Here is a 25,669-nt window from a genome sequence, read left to right as displayed (position 1 = left end):
TGGTCATAATTAAATTTAGGATGGTCACTGCCCATAAAAACCTTAAAACTATTGGTTTAAGACATTTCTGGGCTTTGGACTACCCGACAATTTTTAACAACAGTTTTGCTACACTACCCTATTGTTCGATAGGGATTATTAGAAAGTTGATTAAAGGTCATGTGCATCACCTCTATGCGTTCAGCTAAACTCGCAATAGTTGTTTTTTCAAATAGAGTTCGTAAGGGTAATTCTAGTTTAAATGTCTGACATAGACGACTATTGATCCGAATCGCTAATAAAGAATTTCCGCCGATTTCAAAAAAGTTATCATATACGCCAATTTTATCTATTTTTAAAACTTCTTGCCAGATTTCGGCTATTTTTTCTTCGGTATAATTACGCGGCGTAATATAATTCTTGCTGATCTGATTAATAGTTGGTAAGGCTTTGCGCTCAAGTTTACCGTTTAAATTGAGGGGAAATTGTTCAAGAATGACAAAATCAGTCGGAATCATATAATAAGGTAATTTTTCTTGGAGATAGTTACGCAGATCAGCCACAGAAAGCGTTTTTTCATCAGTGAGAAGATAAGCGACTAAATATTGATTTTCTCCCTCGCCTAGCATCAAAACAATTGCGTCTTTTACGGTAGGATACTCAGATAATACCGCTTCAATTTCTCCTAGTTCGATGCGAAAACCGCGCATTTTAACTTGATAGTCGATGCGTCCTAAATATTCGATCTTTCCATCAGATAAGTATCGGGCTAAATCGCCTGTTTTATATAATCGTTTTCCTGCTTCAAAGGGATGAGGGATAAATTTTTCTGCTGTCAAGTCTGGACGATTATAATATCCTCTTGCAAGTCCATCTCCTCCAATATGAATTTCTCCAGTAACTCCAATGGATACTAATTTTGCATTTTTGTCAAGTAAATAAATTTGAGTATTGGCGATCGGTCGTCCGATTGGAACTGATAAGTATTTTTGTTCGCGTTGGCATGACCAATAAGTAACATCAATGGCCGCTTCTGTTGGCCCATAAAGATTGTGTAATTCTGCATCAAGAGATTCAAAAAAGCGGTTTTGGAGTTCTATGGGTAAAGCTTCCCCACTACAAATCACCCGTTTTAGCGATTGACAGTCTTTAATTTTAGAATCATCGAGAAAAATTTGTAACATCGACGGGACAAAATGCAGGGTTGTAATTTGCTGATCTATGATCAGTTGAATCAAATAAGAACGGTCTTTTTGTCCATCTGGTTTGGCTAAAATTAGACAAGAACCTTCTCGTAATGGCCAGAAAATTTCCCAAACGGATACATCAAAGCTAATCGATGTTTTTTGAAGTATTTTGTCAGTAGCGCTGAGTTGGTAGGTTTCCTGCATCCAAACTAAGCGATTAATTAATCCTTGGTGGGTGTTGATGACTCCTTTTGGTTTTCCTGTTGAACCAGAGGTATAAATAATATAAACTTCATCTTCACTTTTAACGTTACTCAATGGATTCAAATTGGAATATTGAGAAATGATCTCCCAATCTTGATCGAGACAAATGATCTGATTTGGTACAGACGCAAAATTTTGCATCTCTACGACATCTGAATGAGTTAATAAAATAGATATTTGAGCATCTTTTAACATGAAAGATTGTCGATCAATGGGATATGTTGGATCAATGGGTACATATGCCCCACCCGCTTTTAAAATGCCAAGAATTCCAATGATCATTTCTAGAGAACGTTCTAGACAAATTCCGACTAAAACATCTGGTTTCACGCCTAAATTTTGTAGATAATGGGCGAGTTGATTGGCTTTATGATTTAATTCTAGATAGGTTAATTGTTGATTTTCAAAAATTACAGCGATCGCGTTTGGTGTCTTTTTTACTTGTTGTTCAAATTTTTGATGAAGACATTGATTTTTTGGATAATCAACCTCAGTATTATTCCACTCTTTGAGTAATTGTTGTTCGTTTAGAGTGAGGATTGGTAATTCTGCTAAACGTTGCTCAGGATTGATGATTATTCCTTCTAGTAAGGTTTGGAAATGACCTAAGATTCGGGTAATCGTATCTGAGTAAAAGTGTGTACATTGATATTTTATTTTAATGGTTAGTTCGGTTCCTGTGCTAACCAAAACCGTCATCGGGAAGCTTGTCCATTCAACAGAATTAACCTCACTAATCATTAATTGATTTTGCAGAGTTAAAGAAGTATCTACAGGATAATTTTCAAAAACTAAAATACTATCAAATAAAGAAATACCCGCCCTTAAATCGCTCCATTGTTGAATATCTAGTAATGAGCTATATTCATAACAAAAAGCTTCGGCTTGTTGTGTTTGTATATTTTGTAACCAAGGGATGAGAGACTCGCCATGACTTGTCTCTACGCGTACAGGTAAGGTATTGATAAATAGTCCAACCATTGATTCAATACCCATTAAAGCAGACGAACGACCCGCAGAAGTAGTGCCGAAAACAATGTCTTCATTACCGCTATAATGACTCAGTAAAATTGCAAAAGTCCCTTGAATGAGAGTATTTAAAGTGAGTTGATGCTGTTTAGTAAAAGTTTGAAATGGGGTTAAAGGTAGAGAGATTTGTTGTTCGTCTAATCCTATTGTATTTGAAGGGCGATCGATCCTTAATTGAGTTGGAGTGGTAAAACCTTTTAATTTATTTTGCCAGAACTGTTGAGCTTCGGATTGGTTTTGTTTATTGAGCCATGCGATATACTCGCTATAGGGTTGGCTATGGGATAATGTCTGATTTTGATAAAGTGCGAAAACGTCTTTAATGACTAATCCTGATGACCATCCATCTAAAATAATATGGTGTTGTGTCCAAATTAAATAATATTTTTCTTCGCTAATTTGAATCAGGTTTAATCGAATCAATGGAGGCTTTTTTAAATCAAAACTTTGCTGACGGTCTTGTTCTAAAAAGTTTTGTAATAAGTGTTTTTGTTCATCAGATGAATAATCTCGCCAATCCTGTTCAAACCAAGGTAAAGTAACTTTTTGATAAACGATTTGAAAGGGTTTATCGCGTTTTTCCCAATTAAAAGCCGTTCTTAAAACGGGATGTCTGATTAAGACTTTTTCCCACGCTTGTTTAAACTGTAATTGATTTAAATATCCTTCTAAAGTTAGGCAGATTTGGGGAATATAAATCCCTGCTTCGGGTGTAACAAGCGCATGAAACAGAATTCCCTGTTGCATGGGAGAGAGAGGATAGATATTTTCTATATTGTTGGGTTTGTTCATAATTCGTTTAATAATTCGTCTAATTCAGTTTGAGTAAAATCCATTTGCGGGAAATCAGATGGGGTATAACCTCCTGTTTCAGTTGATAAGCAATGTTGGATTAATTCACGCAAAATATTTAAGTAATTCTGAGCTAAGTTTTCTATTGTTGTTTGATGATGTATTCCTTGGCTATATGTCCAATTGATTTGTAATTGTCCTCTGATTACTATTCCATTGATTTCAATAAGGATGTCACGTTGATTTCTGGGACTACGAGAAAATCCAGTTGATTCAGAAGCAGGTAAAAATAGAGAAGATTGGGTAAAAAGTTGGTCAGTTTGTCCTAGATAATTAAATCTAATTTCAGCTTGAGGGAATGCTTGTAATTTTTTTTGGATTGTTTCGTCACTTCGATAGCGCAATACTCCATAACTAAATCCTCTCATGGGAACTTGACGTAATTGCTCTTTAATGGTAATAAGTGCATTCCCTAAATTATTTGTATTTTCTAAATTTAGTAATAAGGTAAATAGCGTCGTAAACCAACCAACAGTACGGGAGATATCTACATCCTCAAAGATTTCTTCTCTCCCATGTCCTTCTAATTCTAATAATAGTTGAGGTTTTCCTGTCCATTGTTCAAAGGTTTTGACTAAAGCAGTTAGCAAAATATCGTTAATTTGTGTGTGATAGACTGCTGGAACCTCTTGAAGGAGTTTTTGGGTTTCTTCTGGAGTAAGAGAGACGGATATTGTTTGCGCTTCAGACTGGATGTTTTTGCCGTTGGGAATGTCTACAGGAAGCGGAGTCACTTTCAGACGGGATTGAGAAAGCCAGTATTTTTGATCTGATGGGGTATAATTGCGTTTTGACCATTCTTTAAATGAGGTTGTTTTAGGGGAAAGTTGTACTGTTTTTCCCTGACTCAGTTGATGATAGGCATTTTGCAGATCTTCTAAAAGAATTCGCCAAGAAACTCCATCTATAATTAAATGATGGATGATGATTAATAATCGGTCTGTACGGTTTTCACCGAGATTAAAAAAGGCGATTCTGATGAGGGGTTCTACAGAAAGGTTAAAACTCGTTTGTAGTTGATTGGCGATTTTCTCGATTTCTGTATCTATATTGGATATTTTTGAAAGGTTGTAATCAGTAAAGGGTATTGTTTGACTGAGACTGGCTATATTCTGTTGCCATTCTGTTTCGGTTTGCTCGAATTTTAGCCGTAATGCGTCATGATGTTCTAATACTTTCTGTATTGCTTGTTCTAATAATCTTGGGTTTAGTTTCTCTCGGACTTCGAGTAAGATAGATTGATTCCAATGATGAGCATCTATTAGATTTTGTTCAAAAAACCACTGTTGTATCGGTGTGAGGGGTACAAAACCTGTAACAATTCCCTGTTCTGCTTGATGGGTTGAAGTTTCAGCAATTCCAGCTAATTCGGCGATCGTTTGATGTTTAAATAGGAGTTTCGGGCTTAATTTTAAACCGTATGAATTGGCTTTTGCGATCGCTTGGATGGCTAAAATTGAATCTCCTCCTAACTCGAAAAAGTTATCCTGTATCCCTATCTCTTCGATTCCTAAAACCTGACTCCAAATCTGCGCGAGTTGTTTTTCTTTTTCGTTTTGGGGCTTGACAAATTTTGTTTTTTGTGCATTGGCGGCGAGTTGGGGGTGAGGCAGTGATTTGCGGTCGATTTTGCCGTTGGGGGTTAGCGGGAGTGTTTCTAGCGGGACAAATATCGACGGTATCATGTATTCGGGTAGTTTTGTTTTTAGGAAGTTTCGCAAGTCTTGGGGAACTTCGGATGTAATGAGATACGCGACTAATCTTTGATTTCCTGCGTCGTCTTGCCAAGTATTAACGACGGTTTGCGAGATTTCGGGAAGTTGGACTAGGATGGCTTCGATTTCTGCGAGTTCGATGCGAAATCCCCGTATTTTAACTTGATTATCGAGTCTACCCAAATATTCGATTTTTCCATTGGGTTGATATTTTGCTAAGTCTCCTGTTTTGTACATCCTTGTAGAGACGCGATATATCACGTCTGTACCTCCCGTAAAAGGGTTGGGGATAAATTTTTCTGCGGTTAAGTGGGGTTGGTTGAGGTATCCTCTGAAGAGACCTTCCCCACCTAGATACAGTTCACCTGGCACACCAATCGGAACGGGGTTAAGATAGCGATCGAGTATATAAGTTTGAGTATTAGTGATGGGACGACCGATAGTCGGGGTATGAGTGTCGTCAAGGGATGTTAGGGTATAGGTTGAGTAGGTTGTATCTTCTGATGGCCCGTACAGGTTATAGACTTGTTGAATATGAGATTTTTGATAGAGTTTTTGGACGAGTTGATTAGATAATGCTTCTCCTGCTAGGTTGATGGTGATGACGCTTTCGGGAATACCATTAATTCTAAGTAATTCGGTGGCGGCTGATGGTACGGTATTAATTAGGGTGATATTTGTCGAGATGTTGGGTAATTGTAGTGCATTTTCGGCTAAAATAACGCTTCCTCCACAACTTAAGGGGAGAAAAATTTCAAAGACGGATAAGTCGAAGCAGATAGATGTCGATGCGAGTACTCCTTTGAGTTGTTCAGAGGTAAAGATATTTTTTGCCCAGTTGATGAATGAAATTACACTATGATGAGTGATAGCGACTCCTTTGGGTTTTCCTGTCGAACCAGAAGTATAGATGATATAAGCTAGATTTTTAGCATTGATGGTATTGGTGAGATTATTTTTGTCTTGTGGGTTTGGTTTCTCTACTTCTTTACCTAGACAAATAATTTGTTTTCCATTTAGCGGTAATATTTCGCTAAACTTCTGTTGCGTTAGAATTATTGAACATCCCGCATCTTGTATCGTAAACGCTAATCGTTCTGATGGGTAGTTTGGGTCGAGAGGTACATAAGCTGCACCTGTTTTGAGGATGCCCAAGAGTCCTATAATAAGATCGAAAGTGCGATCGATTGCAATACCGATTTTATCTTCTGGTTTGACTCCGAGATGTTGTAAGTAGTGTGCGAGTTGGTTTGCTTGTTGATTGAGTTCTTGATAAGTGAGTTGTTGGTTTTCTAGTCTGAGTGCGATTTTATCAGGTGTTCGTTTAACTTGTTCTTCAAAGAGTTGATGTAGTCCGCAGGTTTCGGGATATTCGGTTTTAGTGTTATTCCATTCTTCTAATATTTGCTGTCTTTCGCTTTCGGTTAATAGAGGTAGAGACGAGATATATTGCGTCTTTACTTGAGGATGAGTAAGAATTCCAGCGATTAGGGTTTGAAAATGTCCTATCATGCGTTGTATGGTTGATTTTTGGAATAAATCGGTATTATATTCAAAGGTTCCGATAAATCCTTGTTCAGTTTCAGTCATGTATAGGGTTAAATCAAATTTTGCTGTTTTACTTTGTGTTAAGAGTGGACTCCATGTTAAACCCGATAGGTTTAGTGTTTGTCTGGGGGTATTTTGCAAGACAAACATGACTTGGAATAATGGAGTATAACTTAAGTCCCTTGGTAGTTGTAGTTCATCGACTAATTGTTCAAATGGAATATCTTGATGAGCATAGGCATTTAAACAAGTTTCTTTTATCCTTTGTAATAGAGTCTCAACGGTGGGATTTTCTGATAAGTCAGTTCGTAAGGCTAATGTATTGACAAAAAAGCCAATTAGTGATTCTATTTCAGAACGATTTCGATTAGCGATCGGGGTACCAATGATGATATCTTCGTTGTTAGTGTAGCGATACAGTAGGATTTTAAAGACTGTTAACAGGGTCATGAATACTGTACATCCCTGTTGTTGGGTAAAGGTTTTTAGAGATGTAGTCAATTCTTGGGATATTTCAAACCTTACTGTATCACCGCGAAAAGTATGTATTGCGGGACGTGGGTAGTCGGTGGGTAATGCTAAAACAGTAGCTGCATCTTTTAGTTGTTTTTTCCAGTAGCTTAACTGTGTTTCTAAGATTTTCCCTTGTAATACTTCTTTTTGCCATACTGCATAATCTTTGTATTGAATGGGTAAGTCGGGTAGTGTAGAAGCATGATAGAGTGTCGCTACTTCTTGGACTAAGATTTCGACAGACCAAGCATCAGCAATAATATGATGTAGGGTGAGTACGATAATGTGTTCTTCTGGAGATAGACGTAAGACTTTGACTCGAAATAAAGGAAGTTCATCAAGTTTAAAGGGTTGTTGGGTTTCTTGTTGGATATAACTTTCTATTTGGTCGGGTTTTAGTTCAATAATCGGTATATTTAAGTTAATTTCTGGTGTAATGACGATAATGGGTTTACCTTCTACGGTATGAAAAGCGGTTCGTAGGATTTCATGACGTTGGATGACTTGATTAAAACTTTTCTCTAGTAAAGCAATATCAAATTGACCCTGTAGACGAATCGCCGCAGGTATATTATAGAATGAGCTATCAGGTTCTAATTGCGCTAGAAACCATTGTCGTTGTTGTGCAAAAGATAAAAGAGTTTTGTCTGTTTTAGCAATGGGTGGAATGTCTAACCCTAGTGTTTGTAGTTGGGTGACTTCGATTTTTTTTGCTAATTCAGCGATAGTCGATGCTTCAAAGAGAAAACGTAAAGGAATTTCGAGAGATAAGTATTGTCGAATTTGTGAGATAACTTTTGTCGCAAGTAAGGAGTGTCCTCCCAAAGCAAAAAAGTTATCGTGAATGCTAATCTGTTCTAGATTAAGGATATTTTGCCATATAGATAGTAATATCTCTTCGGTTGGTGTGCGAGGTGTAACGACAATATTTTCAGATGAGATTGAATTGGGAATAGGAAGCGATCGTATATCTATCTTACCATTGGGTGTCAGAGGAAACGCATCTAATGAGATAAACAGCGCAGGAATCATATAATACGGGAGTTTATCTTTAAGATAGTTTCTTAAATCTGGTGATTTTTCACTGATAAAATATGCAATTAATCGTTTTTCGTTTTCGTCGTCTTCTCGCGCAATTACGATACTCTTTTCGATATCGGGATGTTGATTCAGTATTGTTTCGATTTCACCTAATTCTATCCGAAAACCCCGTATTTTAACTTGATAATCTAAACGACCCAAATATTCTAGATTTCCATCACTTAAATAGCGTACCTTATCCCCTGTTTTATACAGACGACCATTGGAATGAGGGATAAATCTTTCTGCGGTTAAGTCTGGACGATTATAATATCCTCTCGCTAGTCCCGCACCACCAATGTATAATTCTCCTGAAACCCCTATCGGTACAGGTTGTAAGTGAGTGTCGAGAACATAAAACTGTGTATTGGCGATCGGATGACCAATTAGAACAGATGAACTATTCAGGCGATAGATTGATGACCAAATGGTTGTTTCTGTTGGCCCATATAGGTTCTGTGCTTCTTGACTTCGTTCTAATAATTGTTGTGCGAGTTGAGTGTCTAATGCTTCCCCACCGCAAAGAATTTTTAATTTTTCATTTCCAGACCATCCGACGGATAATAATAATCGCCAAGTTGCGGGGGTTGCTTGCATGATGGTTATCTCGTTCATCTTGTCAAGTAACTGATATCCATCACTCGCAACTTCTCGACTAACTAAAACGACTTTTGCACCTATAAGTAAAGGTAAATAGAGTTCTAATGCTGCGATATCAAAAGATAAGGTAGTGACAGAGAGTAGTGTGTCGTTAGAAGAGAGTTGTAAAATATCCTGCATGGAACAGAGAAAATTAACTAACGCACTTTGAGTAATTTGTACTCCTTTGGGTTTCCCTGTCGAACCAGATGTATAAATAATGTAGGCTAAATTTTCTGGAGTAATGCTACTGTGAGGATTTTCTGAATTTTCTTGGTTAATTAATTCCCAGTCTCTATCCAAACAAATTATTTTACTACCTACAGATGAAAAATTTTGCGTCTTTACGATTTCTGATTGAGTGAGCAAGATCGATACTTGAGCATCTTGTATAATATAGTCGAGTCGTTCTTTGGGGTAAGTTGGGTCAAGTGGAAGATATACCCCCCCTGCTTTAATGATTCCCAAAAGTCCTATCACCATTTCTAAGGAACGTTCGATACATATTCCAACTAGGGTTTCTGGTGTTACTCCTTGTTGTTGGAGATAATGAGCAAGTTGATTCGCTTTTGTGTTTAATTCGCGGTAAGTTAATGATTGATCTTCAAATACGCACTGCCTTCGGCAGATCCGCAAGCGGATCGCTATCTTATCAGGTGTGCGCTCAACTTGTGCTTCTAATAACTGATGAAAACAAATTTGCTGATAATTTTGTTGGGTTTCATTCCATTGACTGAATAACTGTTGTTCATCGGGAGTTAGTAGGGGTAACTCTGATAATCGTTGTTCAGGGTTCGCTATAATTCCTGTGAGTAATGTTTCAAAATGTTTGATTAAACGGTGAATCGTCTCTGACTTGAATAAATCTGTACTGTATTCAAATACTCCCATTAATCCTGTTGAAGTTTCAGACATATCCAAACTTAGATCAAATCGTGCTGTTTGACTGTCTGGTGTCAGATACTTTAAAGTTAGGTTAGATAACTGTACCGTTTGTGATGGGGTATTGTGGAGAATAAACATCACTTGGAATAACGGATTGTAGCTTAAATCCCGTTCTAGTTGAAGTTCTTTGACTAAGTATTCATAGGGTAAGTCTTGATGAGTATAAGCATTTAAAGTTGTTTCTCGTACTTGATGTAAAAAGTCTATAAAACGAGGATTACCCGATAAATTTGAACGAAAGACTAAGTTATTGACTAATAAACCGATTAAATTTTCTAGTTCAGGACGATTACGATTTGCTATTGTTGAACCAATTAGGATATCTTCTTGAGCAGTATAACGATAAAGTAGAGTTTTAAATGCAGTTAGTAGCATCATAAAAAGTGTTACCCCTTCACGACGCGAGAGAGTTTTAAGAGACTCCGATAATTCAGTTCTGAGCGTAAAATATTGTGTAGCACCCCGAAAACTGGGAACAGATGGACGCGGATAATCTGTGGGTAGTTGTAGTAAAGGTGAATGATTTTCTAGCTGTTTTTTCCAGTAAGCCGTAGAGACGCGCCATGGCGCGTCTTTACCTCTTGATTCTAACCAGTTTTTTTGCCAAACTGCATAATCTACATATTGAATGGGTAACTCTTTTAAAGCACTAGCATTTCCTTGATAAATTGTTGCTAGTTCTTGTATTAAAACTCGCATCGACCAATAATCTGAGATAATATGGTGCATGGTCAATAGTAGTACATATTCATCTTCAGCAAGTTTGAGTAATTGGCTACGAAATAAAGGTACTTGAGTTAAATCAAACTTAGTAGATGCTTCTTGTTTGATATAAGTTTTAATTTCTTGTATGTTAACTGAACTTGGGAAATTAATTAAATCTAAAGTTACTGATAAACTCGGTAATACCTTTTGAAAAACTTCTCCTTTTACTTCCGTAAAACAAGTTCGTAGAATCTCATGTTGTTTAACAATTTCATTGAGACTTTTTTCTAACAGAGTAATATCCAGTTTACCCGAAAGATTCAAAGCTATGGGAAGATTATAAACCGAACTACCTGAGTCTAATTGGTCTAAAAACCATAATCTAGATTGAGCAAATGAAAGTGGAAACAACTGAGATTTAGCCGATTTCTTTTTCATCAATTCGGCTAATAGTTTTCTTTTTTCATCGGGGGAGAGTTGGTTAATATTTGTTGGATAATTATTCATTTTTACTTCCTTCCTCTAACAGTTTTGCCAACATTAATTTTACTTCTTCATCAGACAACTGACTCACATCTTCTATCTCATCTCGATTCACTTTTTCAATTATTTCTATTTCTTGTTGCTGTTTATTTTTTTCTAACCAAGTAACTAATTCAGAAACTTTAGGCATTTCAAAAAACTGTCTAATTGTTAATTCAACCTGAAAAGTATGGCGAATTTGAGCTAAAACTTGAGTCGCTAAAAATGAATTGCCTCCTAAATCAAAAAAGTTATCATAAATTCCGATTTTATCTAGATTAAGTGATTTTGACCAAATTTCTGTTATGGCTTTTTCTAGTTCTGTTTTTGGTTCAACAAATATAGTTTGAGGAGAGAAAGATATATCGGGTTTCGGTAATAATTTTCGGTCTACTTTTCCATTAGCTGTTAAGGGTAAAGCTTCAATTAATAGATAAATAGAAGGTATCATGTAATCTGGTAATTTCTGACGTAGAAATTGTTTTAATTGTTCAGTAATTGAACCTGTTTGCTGAGGTTGTAGCCATTGATTTAACCAAGTAGGAGCAATTTTACCCCCGACAAAACTATGTAATAATATTTGACTAGATTCTAATTGTAATTGTTTTTGTAGCTGTTCAAATTCTAAGGTTCCGATGGGACATAATCCGATTTCTTCTTTAACTGCTGTTTCCATTAGTAATTGACTCATATAACCTGCTTCGAGTAAACAAAAATCTCTTGCTTTTTCACCATACATCGGTGTAATTGCTTTTAATTCTCCAATCAAAAATAAGGCAAAAGCCGATTGTTGAAAAATAGCTTGATTATTGCCATACCACTGATTATGACTAGAATAAGGAGTGAGAAAAATTAATTGATGTTCAACGGGATTATAGTAGTAAAATCCTGCTTCTAGGTTTTGTATTTGATTGGGTTTAATCAATAGATAAACTTGTACAGGGTAAAGACTTCCTGCTGAAGCATAACGATATTTGGGTAGAGGATATTCAGGTAGATTTAATTGCAATAGACAACTTAAAAATTGACTAAACTCATGTAAGTGAATCGGTTGATTAAGAAATTGACGATAACTTTGTCGCTGAAAATAAGTTTGAGTGTATGCGTCATCAATATTGGGTATAGGTAGCTGAATTGATTGAGATTGCTGTAATTCTCTGATTCCTCGTTGTTCGAGTTTAAAATCGATATTTTCTAACTTTTGTTTGGGAATGATATAAGCGATAAGCTGTTGTTGCTCTACGGATACAATTGCCTCTTTGATAGCGGAATGTTGTTTTAAAGTTGTTTCTATTTCCCCTAATTCGATGCGATAACCATTGACTTTAACTTGAAAGTCTTCGCGTCCCAAAAATTCGATATTTCCATCACTTAAATATCTCCCTAAATCACCTGTTTTGTATAACCGTTCCTGCGTTTGGGGATGAATGATAAAACTCGCTTTCGTTTTTTCTTCGTTGTTCCAGTAACCTTTACTAAGTCCAATCCCACCAATATATAATTGTCCTGTAACCCACATCGGACAGGGTTCTAGATATTCATTTAAGATATAAAAAGTTTGATTGGTCATGGGACGACCATAGGGAACACTTTTCCAATTAAGATTTATTTTTTGGATAGGATATAAAATAGACCAGATTGATGCTTCGGTTGCCCCTCCTAAACTAATAATTTCTGTTTTTCCTAATTGATTCTGGATTTGTTCAGGTAAATTCAAGGGTAACCAGTCACCACTTAAAAGAACTAAACGTAATGAGTTTTGTTCGATAGGTTCTGTTAATAACATCTGCATCAATGCAGGTACAGAATTCCAAATAGTTACATTGTATTGAGTGATTAATTCTCTCCAGTGAGAGGGTTCTTTTATTTTGTCTGCATCGGGAATAATAATTGTCCCACCTACGGCTAATGTTCCGAAAATATCATAGACTGATAAATCAAAACTAAGAGAAGATAGGGCTAATATTTTATCTTGAATAGTAACATTGAAGCGTTGATTAATATCTAAAATAGTGTTGACTACTCCTTGATGATCAATCATAACGCCTTTTGGGGTTCCTGTAGAGCCAGATGTATAAATAACGTAAGCTAAATCTTGTGGAGTGGTTTCAATGCTAAATTCTGTACAAGGAGAAGGATTAATTTTATCTATACAAATTCGTTGAATATTTTCTGGCCAAACTAAAGTATTTTCTAACCAAGATTGGGTTAAAATTTGTTGGACTTGCGTTTCTTGTAATAAATATAATCTTCGTTCGGTGGGTAATTCTGGGTCAATAGGTACATACGCAGCACCAGAAGCTAAAATCCCTAAAGTTGCTACAATTTGTTCCCATCCTTTTTCCATGACAACTGCTACTAATTGATTAGGTTTCACCCCTAATGTTTTGAGTTGATGGGCAAGATTTAAAGAACGATCGCCTAATTCTTTGTAAGTTATTCTACAATGGGATGTAATAATAGCCGTATTCTGTGCATTTTGCGAAACTTGCTCAAAAAACAGATGATGTAATAAGTAATCTTTCTGACTAAAATCCTGTTCAGTTCGGTTAGTAGCGGTTATTTGTTCTATTTGAGATGGTGGTAATAATAATCGAGTGGATGCGTCCCAAATCTCCGTACAGTTAGCTAAACGATGCAGAAAATCACTGTACACCGCAAACATATCATCTAAAACACCCACAGGAAACAGTTCATCAATAGTGTCCCAGTTAAAGACTAAAGCATTTTCTATCTCAGACACCTGATGGTCTAGATACACTTGAGAGGTTTGACTGAGACTATAAACAACTTCTGTGGGTAAAGATGGTTGATGCTGAATATTTTGTGTTAGGGTACTGGTAAAAACGACTGGCATTAATGCACCTGTTGTCCGACCCTGCAAACGTGCTAATTCTCGTAAAACTTTGACCCCACTAACATAGCGATGATCTAAATCTTCCCACAGTTGGGCTTGAATGTGTTTAGCACGAAGGGTAAATGAATTTTGTTCTGAGTTGTCTACAGCGAGTAATGTCGATGAGGTGAAGTCCCCAATGATTTGATTTACTTCAGAATGGAGAGGAAGACGGTTAAAGAGGGTTAAATTAATGGTAAAACTCGGTTTTCTACTCCAAATTGTTAGAATTTCCGCAAAAGCAGCTAAGACTAAACTTGATGGGGTAATTCCTATCTGACTCGCTTTTTGTTTAAGACGTTGCCAAATTTGGGGTTCTAGGGAACCACTACGACGCACGAAACGAGGATGGGTAATAGCTGATAAGTTTTTCTGAGTTGGGAGTTCAGGAGAACTAGGAAGGGTTGTTAAACGATTTTGCCAATACGTGAGAGAGTTTTGATAAAGTTCTGTCTCTCGTAAAGTCATTTCAGCTAAGACGTAATCACGGAATGATAGAAAAAGAGGAGAAAGGATATTATCTGGATTTTGGATAATTTGGGCAAGTTCTGCCCCCAAAAGCTGAAAACTCCACGCATCACCGATAAGAACATCGAAACTGACATGAAAGCGAATACGGTTTTTGTCTAAGAGGGTTGCTACGATTTCAAATAATGGCCATTGTTCGGTTTTTAGGATTTGATGGGAAAGATGATCTCGTATTTCTGCTAAAGTAGCTTCAGGATCTTGATTTCGTAAATCGATCGTTTTAATCTCATAAAGTGGCACTTTTTCTAAAATCTGTTGTTGGCCATCTTCATTGATGATGACTCTTAGCATATCATGGCGATCGATTATTTTCTGAAACGCTTGTTCAACTTTTTCTACCGATAACCCAACGGTTTCAATTTCTCGATAACCATGTGTCGATACATTTCCCAATTCATACGCATCACTACGACCGATGAGATATGCTTGTTGAATATCTGTCAGTGGGAAAGGTTGATAACGTTCTGCTAAATTGGGAATAATTTTCGGTAGTTGTTGCTTCTCGTTACTGTCGATAGTGTTGATTTGTTCGATTAATCCTGCTACTGTGGGTTGTTCAAATAGACTTCGTAACGGAACTGAAATACCCAAAATGTCGCTTAGTTCACCAGTAACTTTCATTCCGAGTAGCGAATGTCCCCCCAATTCAAAGAAATTATCATAAATTCCAATTTGCTCTTTATTTAGGGCTTTTTGCCAGATATTAGCAATTGTTTTTTCTAACTCCGTTTTTGGGGTAACGTAGCTTGATTCTAGGTCTGGACGTAAATTATCGGGTTCTGGGAGTATTTTTCGATCTAGCTTCCCATTCGGCAAACGGGGTAAGGCTTCAAGTTCGATAAAGATACTCGGTATCATGTAACTGGGTAACTTTGATGTTAGAAAACGTCGTACATCAGTGGGATTTGATGTTTCTTCTAGAACAATATATGCAATTAAAGATTGATTTTCTTTCCCCACCGTTACTACTGTTTCGCGTATAGCTGAATATTGACTGATAATTGCTTCTATTTCGCCGATTTCTATCCGATATCCTCTGATTTTGACTTGGTTATCCAGTCTACCAAGATATTCAATCGTTCCATCAGGTTTATATTTAGCTAAATCACCTGTTTTGTACATTCTTGTCGCGTTTGTACTAAAAAAAGGATTAGGAATCAATTTATCTGCGGTTAATTGGGGTTGGTTATGATATCCTCTGAAGAGTCCAGAACTACTGATGTAGAGTTCTCCAGATACACCAATAGGAACGGGGTTAAGATATGAATCTAAAATATAAATCTGAGTATTAGCGATGGGTCTTCCAATGGTGACGGAATCTTTAGTTACTATGGTATAAGTTGAATAGGTGGTATCTTCAGAAGGGCCGTATAAGTTATAAATTTTGGCAAGCGGTTCGAGTTGTTGGACTAAGCGCGGTTGTAGTGCTTCCCCTGCTAAATTAATGGTACGGACTGATGCGGGAATATTGTTTGTTTGGAATAATTGGCTAATCGCACTGGGTACGGTATTGATTAGTGTAACTTGATTGGCGGCTTTTAGGGTGGGTAAAGCAAGGGCATTTTCAGCAAGTATAACGGTTCCACCACAACTTAAAGGTAGAAAAATTTCAAATATAGATAAATCAAAACAGATAGAAGTAGATGCAAGAACTCCTTTAAGTTCATCAGTACTAAAAACTTCTTTGGCCCAGTGGAGAAATTGAACGGTATTATGATGAGTAATCGTGACTCCTTTGGGTTTTCCTGTCGAACCAGATGTATAGATGATGTATGCTAGGTTATTAGCATTGATGGTATTAATGGGATTATTGTCTTGTGACGGGTTGGGAAACCAAACCCCTACAGTTTGATAGGTATCTAGACAAATAATTTTTCTCTCATTGTGCGGTAACATTTCGCTAAACTTCTGTTGCGTCACAATTACTGAACATCCCGCATCTTGTATCGTAAACGCTAATCGTTCTGGTGGGTAATTTGGGTCAAGTGGAACATAAGCAGCACCAGCTTTAAGGATGCCAAGAAGTCCTATAATGAGATGAAAAGTACGATCGCATTCTATCCCAATTCTATCTTCTGGTTGTATTCCGATACTTTGTAAATAATGTGCGAGTTGATTAGATTTAGTATTGAGTTCACTGTAGGTAAGGGTTTCTTCTCCATCAATAACCGCTACAGCATCAGGGGTTTGTTTAACTTGTGCTTCAAAGAGTTGATGAATACACAATGTCGGATAGTTTTTTTGGGTATTGTTCCACTCAGTCAATAACTGTTGTTCAATGGAAGAAAGTAACGGTAATTCTGATATTCTCTGTAGTGGTTCAGTAATGATACCTTCTAACAGTATTCTCCAATGTTCCGCAAATGCTTGAATAGTCGCTTCATCGAATAAGTCGGTACTATACTCGATTTGTCCGCAGATTCCCTGTTCGCTATCCTGTAAATTAAATCGTAATTCGTATTTTACGGTTGCGTTATCAAAGGGTAAACGTTCTAAGCTTAACCCTGCTAATTCTAAGGGTTTGATGGGGGCCAATTGAAAGTCAAATTTTACCTGAAATAAGGGTATCATTTGACTAAGATTCCGTTCTGGGTTTAGAACTTCGACTAGCTTCTCGAATGGTAAGTCTTGATGAGCAAATGCACCTAGTGTTACTTCTCTAACTTGATTTAATAATTCTCTAAATGTCGGATTTTCTTTTAAATTTGTCCGCAAAACAAGAGTATTGACAAAAAGACCAATTAATGTTTCTGTTTCTATACGATCGCGGTTTGCGATTTCGGTTCCGATGACGATATCATGTTGATGAGTATAGCGGTGTAGTAGAACTTTAAAAGCAGTCAGCAGAAGTGTAAACAGTGTAACTCCTTCTTTGGCACTGAGTTCTTTAAGTTGTTCTGATAAATTTTTTGATAAGATGATGGGATATTGTGCGCCTTGATAGGTCGGAATGGCAGGTCGAGGACGGTCGGTAGGAAGTTCTATAATAGATAAATCCTGTAATTGTTGTCTCCAGTAAGTAATCTGTTTTTCTTCTGTATCTTGGAGTCGTTGACGTTGCCATATGGCCCAATCTGCATATTGTATCGGAAGTTCGCTTAATGGTGAAGGCTTATTTTGAGCAAAAGAGGAATATAGTAGGGTCATCTCACGGATAAAAATACCCACTGACCAGCGATCGCTTATGATATGATGAGCAGTCAGTAATAAAACATGGTCTGTCTGTGTGAGTCTCAGTAATTTGACTCTTAATAGGGGTTTAGTTAAATCAAAAGGATAACAAAATTCTGTTTCTGCGATGGATTGAATTTCTGTTTCGACAACATCAATAACGGGTAGAGATATCGGTTCAAAGGGAACAATTATCTGTATGGGTTGTTTGTTTTCATCTATCGTAAAAGTCGTTCTGAGGGTTTCGTGACGTTTGATGATTTCATTGAGGGTTTGTTCTAGGATATTGATTTCTAATTTACCCACTAGACGAAACGCAGTAGGAACATTATAAGAATAATTATTCGGGTCGAGTTGTTGGATAAACCAAAGTCGCTGTTGAGCAAAGGATAACGGTAAACTATCTGTATGCTGTCGTCTGGGAATTGCTTGAATTTGAGGATGCTTTAAACCTTTTTGTTTGAGTCGTTTTTCAAACAAGATTCGTTGTTCTGGAGTAAGATTAGCAATTTGTTGAGAGAGGTCTTTCATAATGTTTAATGATTATCGATGAGTTGTTGAATTTCGTCTGATGAGAGTCCTTGAACTTCGGCTAAAAGGGCTGCAATCTCTTGTAATTCTTCGGTTTTTGGCTGTTTTACGGCGATAACTTCAGCCAATCCCGCAACAGTTGGAGTATCGAATAATAAATCACTCATCGATAGTTCAACTTGAAAGTTTTCTCGTAAACGGGACAACACTTGTATTGCAAGCAGTGAATGTCCTCCTAAGTCGAAGAAACTATCATGAATACCAACGGTTTCTAGTCCTAAAATTTCTTGCCATATTTCAGCAATTGTTTGTTCTATCTCGTTTCGCGGTGCAATATAATCATTTGATAAATTGGGTCTAGAATGTTGTTGATTATCTTCTAATTTCGGTTGAGTGGGTAAAAAGCGCGACTGTAAATCCCCTTTGGAAATAATAACTTGATTTGCTGAACCGATTGCTAAAATTTGTTGTGTCATTTGCCAAACTTCCGACGGAGTTAGGGCAAATTGGGCTAAACTTGCCCCAAAACCTTGATTTAGGTCTATATTATGGTCGAATTGTACAGCATCCCAGTTAATACTAATCCATCCTTGTTCTATAGCAAAAGCATCAATAAAACAATTAGCCGCAGCATAGGCACCTAAACCCAAACCACCGATAATAGATGATAGGGAAGATTGTAAGCAACAAAAATCGATTTCTTTGTTTTGTAAGATTTTAGCTAAAACCAATAACCCATCAGCTTTCGTTTTAAAGTTATATTCGCATTGGGAGATATTGAGGAGTTGTAAAGGAGAGGTTCCATCAGAATTACTCATTGGTGTTGAATAGAAGACTCCCTGAATTTGTCCAAATGTCGCTTCACCTTGTTCTAATGCGTTTCTCAGTTCGGTTTCATTGGTGATATCTGCGGGTATAAATAGATGTTCTTCTAATTGAGTTAAAGGTGAGTGACCAATTAAAATCAATTTAGCGGTTTTAGGCAGATATTTCGCCCAAACATGACCTAAACCGTTGTTTAAATCGCCAATAATCAGATAAACGCCATTTTCTTTTAATGTTACTGTTTTGTTTAAAGAAATCGGTTTAAAAGTTTGATGCCAACGATGGTTAAAACGATAGGCGATTACTGTATCATCGGTTGGTGTGAGTAATTCGGTTAAAATGCGCTCGTCTATTTTCTCTAAATCCGAAATAATGTCTATATTGCGACACGTTATCTGTGGATACTCTTGAGGAATAACTTTACACAGTCCTAAAAGAGTTGCTTTTTCTGGATGAAGGGTTTCACCACCGATGACATCATGAAGATGATTAGTAAGAACCGTTATCTGTAGTGATGTGGTCATTTTATATTTTTCGAGTCCCTGCATCAAAAACAGCAAGCTATAAAAACCTTGTTTTTGAAACTGGGTAAATGAAGTCTGTTCCTCCGTCATTCCCCAACCATGCAGGATATAATTGGGTTTAAATTCTCTCCAGCTTAAATCTTCTAGTAAAGCAAAGTAATCCTCTTTTTGATTGGGATGAATGGCAAAAGCGCGGTAATCTAGTTCTGTAAAAGATTCACCGATGGCTACTGTAATTACATCCTGACCTAATAATGTTAATTGTCGGGCAATTTTAGCCCCAACTCCTAAAGAATCTAGAAAAATTAACCAGCAAGCTTTCTGTATTTTTTCTTTTTCTACTGCTTCGGGTAATAAATCACGTTCCCATGATGGAATGTAACACCAATTCGTTAAATCTGGCGAAATCGGTTCGTTTTGGGGTTCTATCCAATAACGCTGTCTTTCAAAGGGATAGGTAGGTAAAGGAATACGATAAGGATGTTCATTTGTATAGAAATTTTTCCAATTAACTTTAACTCCATTACCCCAAAGTTTCCCTAAAGTATGCAAAATAAACGCAATATCTGAGGATTCTTGTTTAGGATGACGCAGAGACGAAAAAATCGGCTGTTTAGACAAAATACCTAACGTATTCCCTGGCCCGATTTCTAAAAAAATGCGTTGGGGTTCTTGGGTTAATTCAACAATTCCATCGGCAAATCTTACCGTAGAAAGGAGATGTTTCCCCCAATATTCAGGGTTCGTCGCTTCGGTTCCCGTTAACCAAGTTCCAGTAACATTAGAAATGATGGGTATTTTGGGTGAATTTAACTGTATCTGTTTGATTTTCTCGATAAACGGTTTTAAGACAGGTTCCATCATTGGAGAATGGAACGCATGAGAAGTATGTAAACGATGACAAGAAATCTCTTTTTTTGTGAGAGAATCAAATAAAGTAGCGATCGCTTTTTGATTTCCAGAAACGACACACACAGAAGGGGAATTTATCGCTGCTAAAGATATCTCATCATTTAACCAGGGTTGTATTTCTGCTTCGGATAAAGCTACCGAAAGCATTTCCCCTACAGGTTGTTGCTGCATCAACTTACCCCGCAACGCAACGAGTTCTAACGCATCATCAAGGGAAAAAACATTACTTAGACAAGCAGCGACATATTCCCCAATACTATGACCTATCATTGCTTCGGGATAAATACCCCAAGACATCCACAGTTGGGCTAAAGCATATTCAATCACAAATAACGCGCTTTGTGCATAACACGTTTTTTGTAGGGTATCCAAATCAGAATAAATAATGTCCCGTAAATCTTGTTCTAAAAAGGGTTTCAACTTCTCACAACAATCATCAACTGTTGTTCTAAAAATAGGTTCATGCTGATACAATTCCCTACCCATATTTAGATACTGACTACCCTGACCAGAGAACATAAATACTACAGAACGCGGACTGGATATCTGGGTAAAAACTCGTTCAGGGTTACGTGTCTCTAAAGCGTCTCTTATCTCTTCTAAATTTTGTCCGACAATTATGCGACGATGTTCAAAAGCGCGTCTTCCAAGAGAAAGGGTATAAGCGACATCTGCTAAATTAAGGTCGGGATGTTTTTTGAAGTGTTCAACTAAATTCGTCGTTGCTGTCTCTAAAGCGGTTGGGGTTTTCGCTGAAAGAACCAAAAGCTGATATTTGTCTTGTAACTTCTCTGTTTCTAATTTCGGTGCTTCTTCTAAAATAACATGAGCATTCGTTCCCCCAATGCCAAAGGAACTAACACCCGCCCGCATAACATTTTTATGCCATTTTGTCAAGCTATGATTTACATAAAACGGACTATTTTTAAAATTAATCTGGGGGTTTGCTTCACTAAAATGTAAACTTGGGGGGATTTGTTGATGTTTAATCGCTAAAACCGTTTTAATTAAACTAGCGATTCCTGCTGCTGCATCAAGGTGTCCGATATTGGTTTTTACTGAACCAATGGCACACAATTCCGTTTTTTGGGTAGATTTGCGAAAAACTTGGCTTAATGCCGCGATTTCGATGGGGTCGCCTAACGCGGTTCCTGTTCCATGTGCTTCAATATAAGATATCGTTTCGGGTTCAACTTCTGCCATCCCAAGTGCAGTACGAATCACTTTAGCTTGACTATCAATGCGAGGGGCAGTATAACTTACCTTGAGAGAACCATCGTTATTAATAGCAGAACCTTTAATCACTGCTTGAATTGTATCACCATCTGCAAGAGCATCTTCTAACCGTTTTAGAACAACAATACCGACACCATTTCCCCCGACGGTTCCTTGTGCTTTGGCATCAAAAGCCCGACAATGGCCATCAGGTGAATAAATTCCCCCCTCTTGGTATAAATATCCCTCGTTTCTAGATACTGCGACACCCCCAGCTAAAGCAATATCACACTCACCACTCAGTAAACTTTGACAGGCAATATGTACAGCGACTAAAGACGTTGAACAAGCGGTTTGAATATCGACGCTTGGCCCTTCTAAATTCAGTTTATAGGATACTCTAGTCGTGAGAAAATCTTTATCACTTGCGAGAAAAAGCTGATAGGGGTTAACTGAATTTCTAATCGTAGCATTGGTATATAGGTTAAACAAATAACCATTCATCGCAGTCCCTGCATAGACTCCAACGGTACCCGATGTGTTTTCCGAGTCATACCCTGCATTTTCTAAAGCTTCCCATGCACATTCTAAAAATAAACGGTGTTGGGGGTCAATAATTTCCGCTTCTCTGGGATTAAACCCAAAAAAAGCCGCATCAAACAAGTCTATTCCGTCTAAGAACCCACCTGCTTTAATATACTGAGGATGACTAATTAATGCTTCATCTACGCCACTTTTTCTGAGTTCTTCATCACTAAAAACATGAATCGACTCAATCCCCTGCTGAAGATTGTACCAAAATTCATCAAGATTTTTCGCCCCTGGAAAACGTCCTGCCATCCCAATAATTGCAATTTCTAAACCATTCGTTTTCATCGCTGAGTTATCCATTTTGATTCATCATTTCTCGTTGCTGTCTGCGTTGGTGTAGTCTTTGTTTACCTGCTTCTCGTTGCTGTTGGGTTTCGGTTGATGGGGTTTCTTGAGTCGTCTGTCGAAAATATTCAGCCAAACTACTAATCGTAGGATAGCGAAATAGATCGACTAAAGTCATCTCGGTCGCAAACTGTTCTTTTAATAGACTATGAACCCTCACCATGAGTAACGAATGTCCACCTAATTCAAAAAAGTTATCATGTATCCCGACTTTTTCCAATTGTAAGACCGTTTGCCAGATTTGCGCGATCGTCCTTTCGATTTCTGTTTGTGGCATGATATAAGTTGCCGCTATTTCTGGACGTACTTTCTCTGGTGTTGGTAATGCCTTGCGATCGATCTTACCATTTGGGGTTAAAGGAAGTCCATCAAGAAAGACAAAACTAGATGGAATCATATAGGGGGGAAGTTTTTCTGCAAGAAAGTCACGAACCTCTGATACTGTTACCTCACAAGCTACCAGATAAGCGACTAAATTATCTTCTCGCATTACTACTACAGAAGTTTTAATTTTAGAATATAGGTTTAATATCGCTTCAATTTCCGCTAGTTCTATCCGAAAACCTCTTAATTTCACCTGATAATCGCTTCTTCCTAAATATTCTAGCTTTCCTTGTTCTGTATATCTGACTAAATCACCCGTTTTGTATAATCTTGTAGAGACGCGCCATGGCGCGTCTTTACCTTGAAAAAAGGGATGGGGAACAAGTTTCAGGGCTGTTAAATCAGGACGATTGAGATAACCTCTCATTAGTCCCTCACCTCCAATGTATAATTCTCCAGTGACTCCTATCGGTACTGGTTTAAGGTGTTTATCTAAGACATAAAATTCTGTATTCGCAATGGGAGAACCTAAATAAACCGAGGAGTCATTTAAACGATACACGGATGACCAAATTGTTGTTTCTGTTGGCCCATAAAGGTTCCAGACTTCTCGACTCCGTTTAAGTAATTGTTCTGCTAATTTAGAGTCTAACGCTTCTCCACCGCAAAGCACTTTTAAATCTTGTCCCATCCATCCTGATTCTAATAATAATCGCCATGTTGCGGGGGTTGCTTGCATGATGGTTATTCCAGTCTTCAAGATTTCTTGTAACTGTATTCCATCAACTGTGACTTCTCGACTGACTAAAACCACTTTAGCACCAACAATAAGCGGTAAAAATAATTCTAACGCCGCAATATCAAAGGATAAAGTCGTCACGGAGAGTAAGCTATCATTTTCAGTCAGTTGTAGAGTCTGCTGCATGGAAGTGAGAAAATTGACTAAAGCTTTGTGCAAAATTTGCACACCTTTCGGTTGTCCCGTTGAACCTGAAGTATAAATAATATAAGCTAGATTTTCTTTATCGCTTGGGTTTGGAGATATTGAGTTTGGAGATATTGGGTTTGGAAACCAAACCCCTACTGGTTGAATAATTTCCCAGTCTTTATCTACACAAATAATTTTTGCTGAATGATGAGGTAAAGTCGTTAGGAATTTCTCTTGAGTGATTAGGATAGAACACCCAGAATCTTCTATCATGAATGTGATACGTTCTTTGGGATAAGTTGGATCGAGTGGTACATACACACTACCAGATTTAAGAATTCCTAAAAGTGTGATGACCATTAAGAGTGAACGTTCTAGATATATCCCGATAATACTTTCTGATTTTACGCCAAGATTCAGTAAGTATTGAGCGAGTTGATTTGCTTTTTCGTTCAGTTCCCGATAGGTTAATGTCTCTTGTTCAAAAACAACAGCAATAGCATCGGGTGTTTTTTCGACTTGTTGTTCAAATAGCTGATGGAAGCAACGTTCTTGTGGATACTTAGTATGCGTATTATTCCATTCTCTTAAAAATTGTTGTTCATTTGGAGTCAGTAATGAGATTTCTGATAAAGGTTGTTCGGGTTGCCTAACGATATTGAAAAGTATTGTTTCTAGATGTCCCATCATCCGACAAATATCATCTGATGTGAAACGACTATCCTCATATAACATTCTAAGGGTTAGCTGTGGATTAACCATCGCATACAAGGTTAAAGGAAAGTTCGTCTGTTCGGTAGTTTGAATATTGCGAATCTCTAAAAACGACTGTAATAGCGTCGGTTCAATGGGATAGTTTTCAAAAATCACCAAACTCTCGAATAACGGCAAATTTCGAGGAACATCACTAACTCGATGGATATCCACTAATGAGCTATATTCGTATTGTTGGCGTTCGATTTGTTGATTTTGTAGTTGTTTTAGCCAAAATAATACTGTAGTTTGTAGGGGAATTATGACGCGCACAGGTAAAGTATTAATAAATAACCCAATCATCCCCTCAGAACCCGCTAAATCCGTCGGTCGTCCTGATACTGTTGTACCAAATAATACATCATCTTCCCCACTGTAACAACTTAATAATAAAGCCCATGCTCCTTGGATTATAGTATTAAGGGTTAATTGATGTAGTCTTGCAAAGGTTTGTATTTCGGTGGTAAATTTAGGTGAAAACTGATATTGTTGCTCTTTGTAAACAGGTTCTTGACTTTCGGTGTGATGTGTGCTGTTTAAAAAAGTCGGAACGGTAAAACCTTGAAGATTTTCTTTCCAGAAACGTTCTGCTTTCCCTAATTGTTTTTGTAGCCAAGCGATATAATCTCGATAAGGACGAGGTTCTAAATCGATGCTTTTTCCTTGGTAGAATGCGAGAAATTCTTGAATCAGTAAAGGAACCGACCAACCATCCAATAATAGATGATGATAGCACCAAATAAATTGATAGACGTTTTCCGCTTTTTGGATGAGGGTTAAACGCATTAAAGGTGCTTTAGATAGATTAAAACCTGTATAACGCTGTTGTTGTAGGAATTCTTCTAACTGTTCTTCAAAATCAGAATTTCGCCAGTCTAAATGTTCTATCCTCACTTTAACCGATCGCCCTACCACCTGTAACGGTTGTTCTAACTTTTCCCACACAAAAGCGGTTCGTAGGATAGAATGTCGGTTAATTACTTGTTGCCAAGCTTGTTCAAAAGCTATTTTATCTAAAATTCCTTCAATTTCATAACTCATTTGTATGATATATCCACCCCCATGAGGTGCATACAGACTATGAAATAACATTCCCTGTTGTAGCGGAGAAAGCGGATAGATATCAGCAATATTTTTTTGACTCATCT

General features: G+C 37.3%; 5 protein-coding genes. All 5 read right to left on the bottom strand.

The genetic code is table 11. The features are described 5' to 3' along the window. Nucleotides 1–113: 113 nt before the first annotated feature. Genes C7H19_RS10640 through C7H19_RS10620 form a run of 5 tightly spaced genes read right to left on the bottom strand, consistent with a single transcriptional unit; the run spans nt 114 to nt 25,667 of the window. On the bottom strand, nt 114–3,251 hold the full coding sequence (locus tag C7H19_RS10640; RefSeq protein WP_181280581.1) for a non-ribosomal peptide synthetase: 3,138 nt from the start codon (nt 3,249–3,251) through the stop codon (nt 114–116). After that, nucleotides 3,248–10,963 carry a non-ribosomal peptide synthetase gene (locus C7H19_RS10635; RefSeq protein ID WP_106456857.1) on the bottom strand — a complete coding sequence of 2,572 codons (7,716 nt, stop codon included), beginning with the start codon at nt 10,961–10,963 and terminating at the stop codon, nt 3,248–3,250. The genes C7H19_RS10640 and C7H19_RS10635 overlap by 4 nt, the downstream gene beginning before the upstream one ends. Continuing rightward, entirely contained in the window at nt 10,956–18,104 is a 7,149-nt protein-coding gene (locus tag C7H19_RS10630; RefSeq protein WP_181280580.1) for a non-ribosomal peptide synthetase, read from the bottom strand. The genes C7H19_RS10635 and C7H19_RS10630 overlap by 8 nt, the downstream gene beginning before the upstream one ends. A 5-nt stretch (nt 18,105–18,109) precedes the next feature. Continuing rightward, entirely contained in the window at nt 18,110–22,471 is a 4,362-nt protein-coding gene (locus tag C7H19_RS10625; RefSeq protein ID WP_245927447.1) for a type I polyketide synthase, read from the bottom strand. Next, a complete protein-coding gene (locus C7H19_RS10620) occupies nt 22,464–25,667 on the bottom strand; it encodes a non-ribosomal peptide synthetase (protein WP_106456855.1) in 3,204 nt (1,067 codons plus the stop codon). The genes C7H19_RS10625 and C7H19_RS10620 overlap by 8 nt, the downstream gene beginning before the upstream one ends. Nucleotides 25,668–25,669 lie beyond the last annotated feature (2 nt).

The sequence above is a fragment of the Aphanothece hegewaldii CCALA 016 genome (assembly GCF_003007785.1).
Taxonomy (GTDB): Bacteria; Cyanobacteriota; Cyanobacteriia; order Cyanobacteriales; family Microcystaceae; genus Chroococcus; species Chroococcus hegewaldii.
The sequence above is the reverse complement of the archived record's forward strand: the minus strand, read 5'-3'. Positions and strand labels throughout refer to the sequence as shown.

Excerpts from the sequence above, each read along its gene's own strand:
- C7H19_RS10625 (WP_245927447.1), bottom strand. The coding sequence starts at position 22,471 with ATGGATAACTCAGCGATGAAAACGAATGGTTTAGAAATTGCAATTATT.
- C7H19_RS10620 (WP_106456855.1), bottom strand. The coding sequence starts at position 25,667 with ATGAGTCAAAAAAATATTGCTGATATCTATCCGCTTTCTCCGCTACAA.
- C7H19_RS10640 (WP_181280581.1), bottom strand. The coding sequence starts at position 3,251 with ATGAACAAACCCAACAATATAGAAAATATCTATCCTCTCTCTCCCATG.
- C7H19_RS10635 (WP_106456857.1), bottom strand. The coding sequence starts at position 10,963 with ATGAATAATTATCCAACAAATATTAACCAACTCTCCCCCGATGAAAAA.
- C7H19_RS10630 (WP_181280580.1), bottom strand. The coding sequence starts at position 18,104 with ATGAAAGACCTCTCTCAACAAATTGCTAATCTTACTCCAGAACAACGA.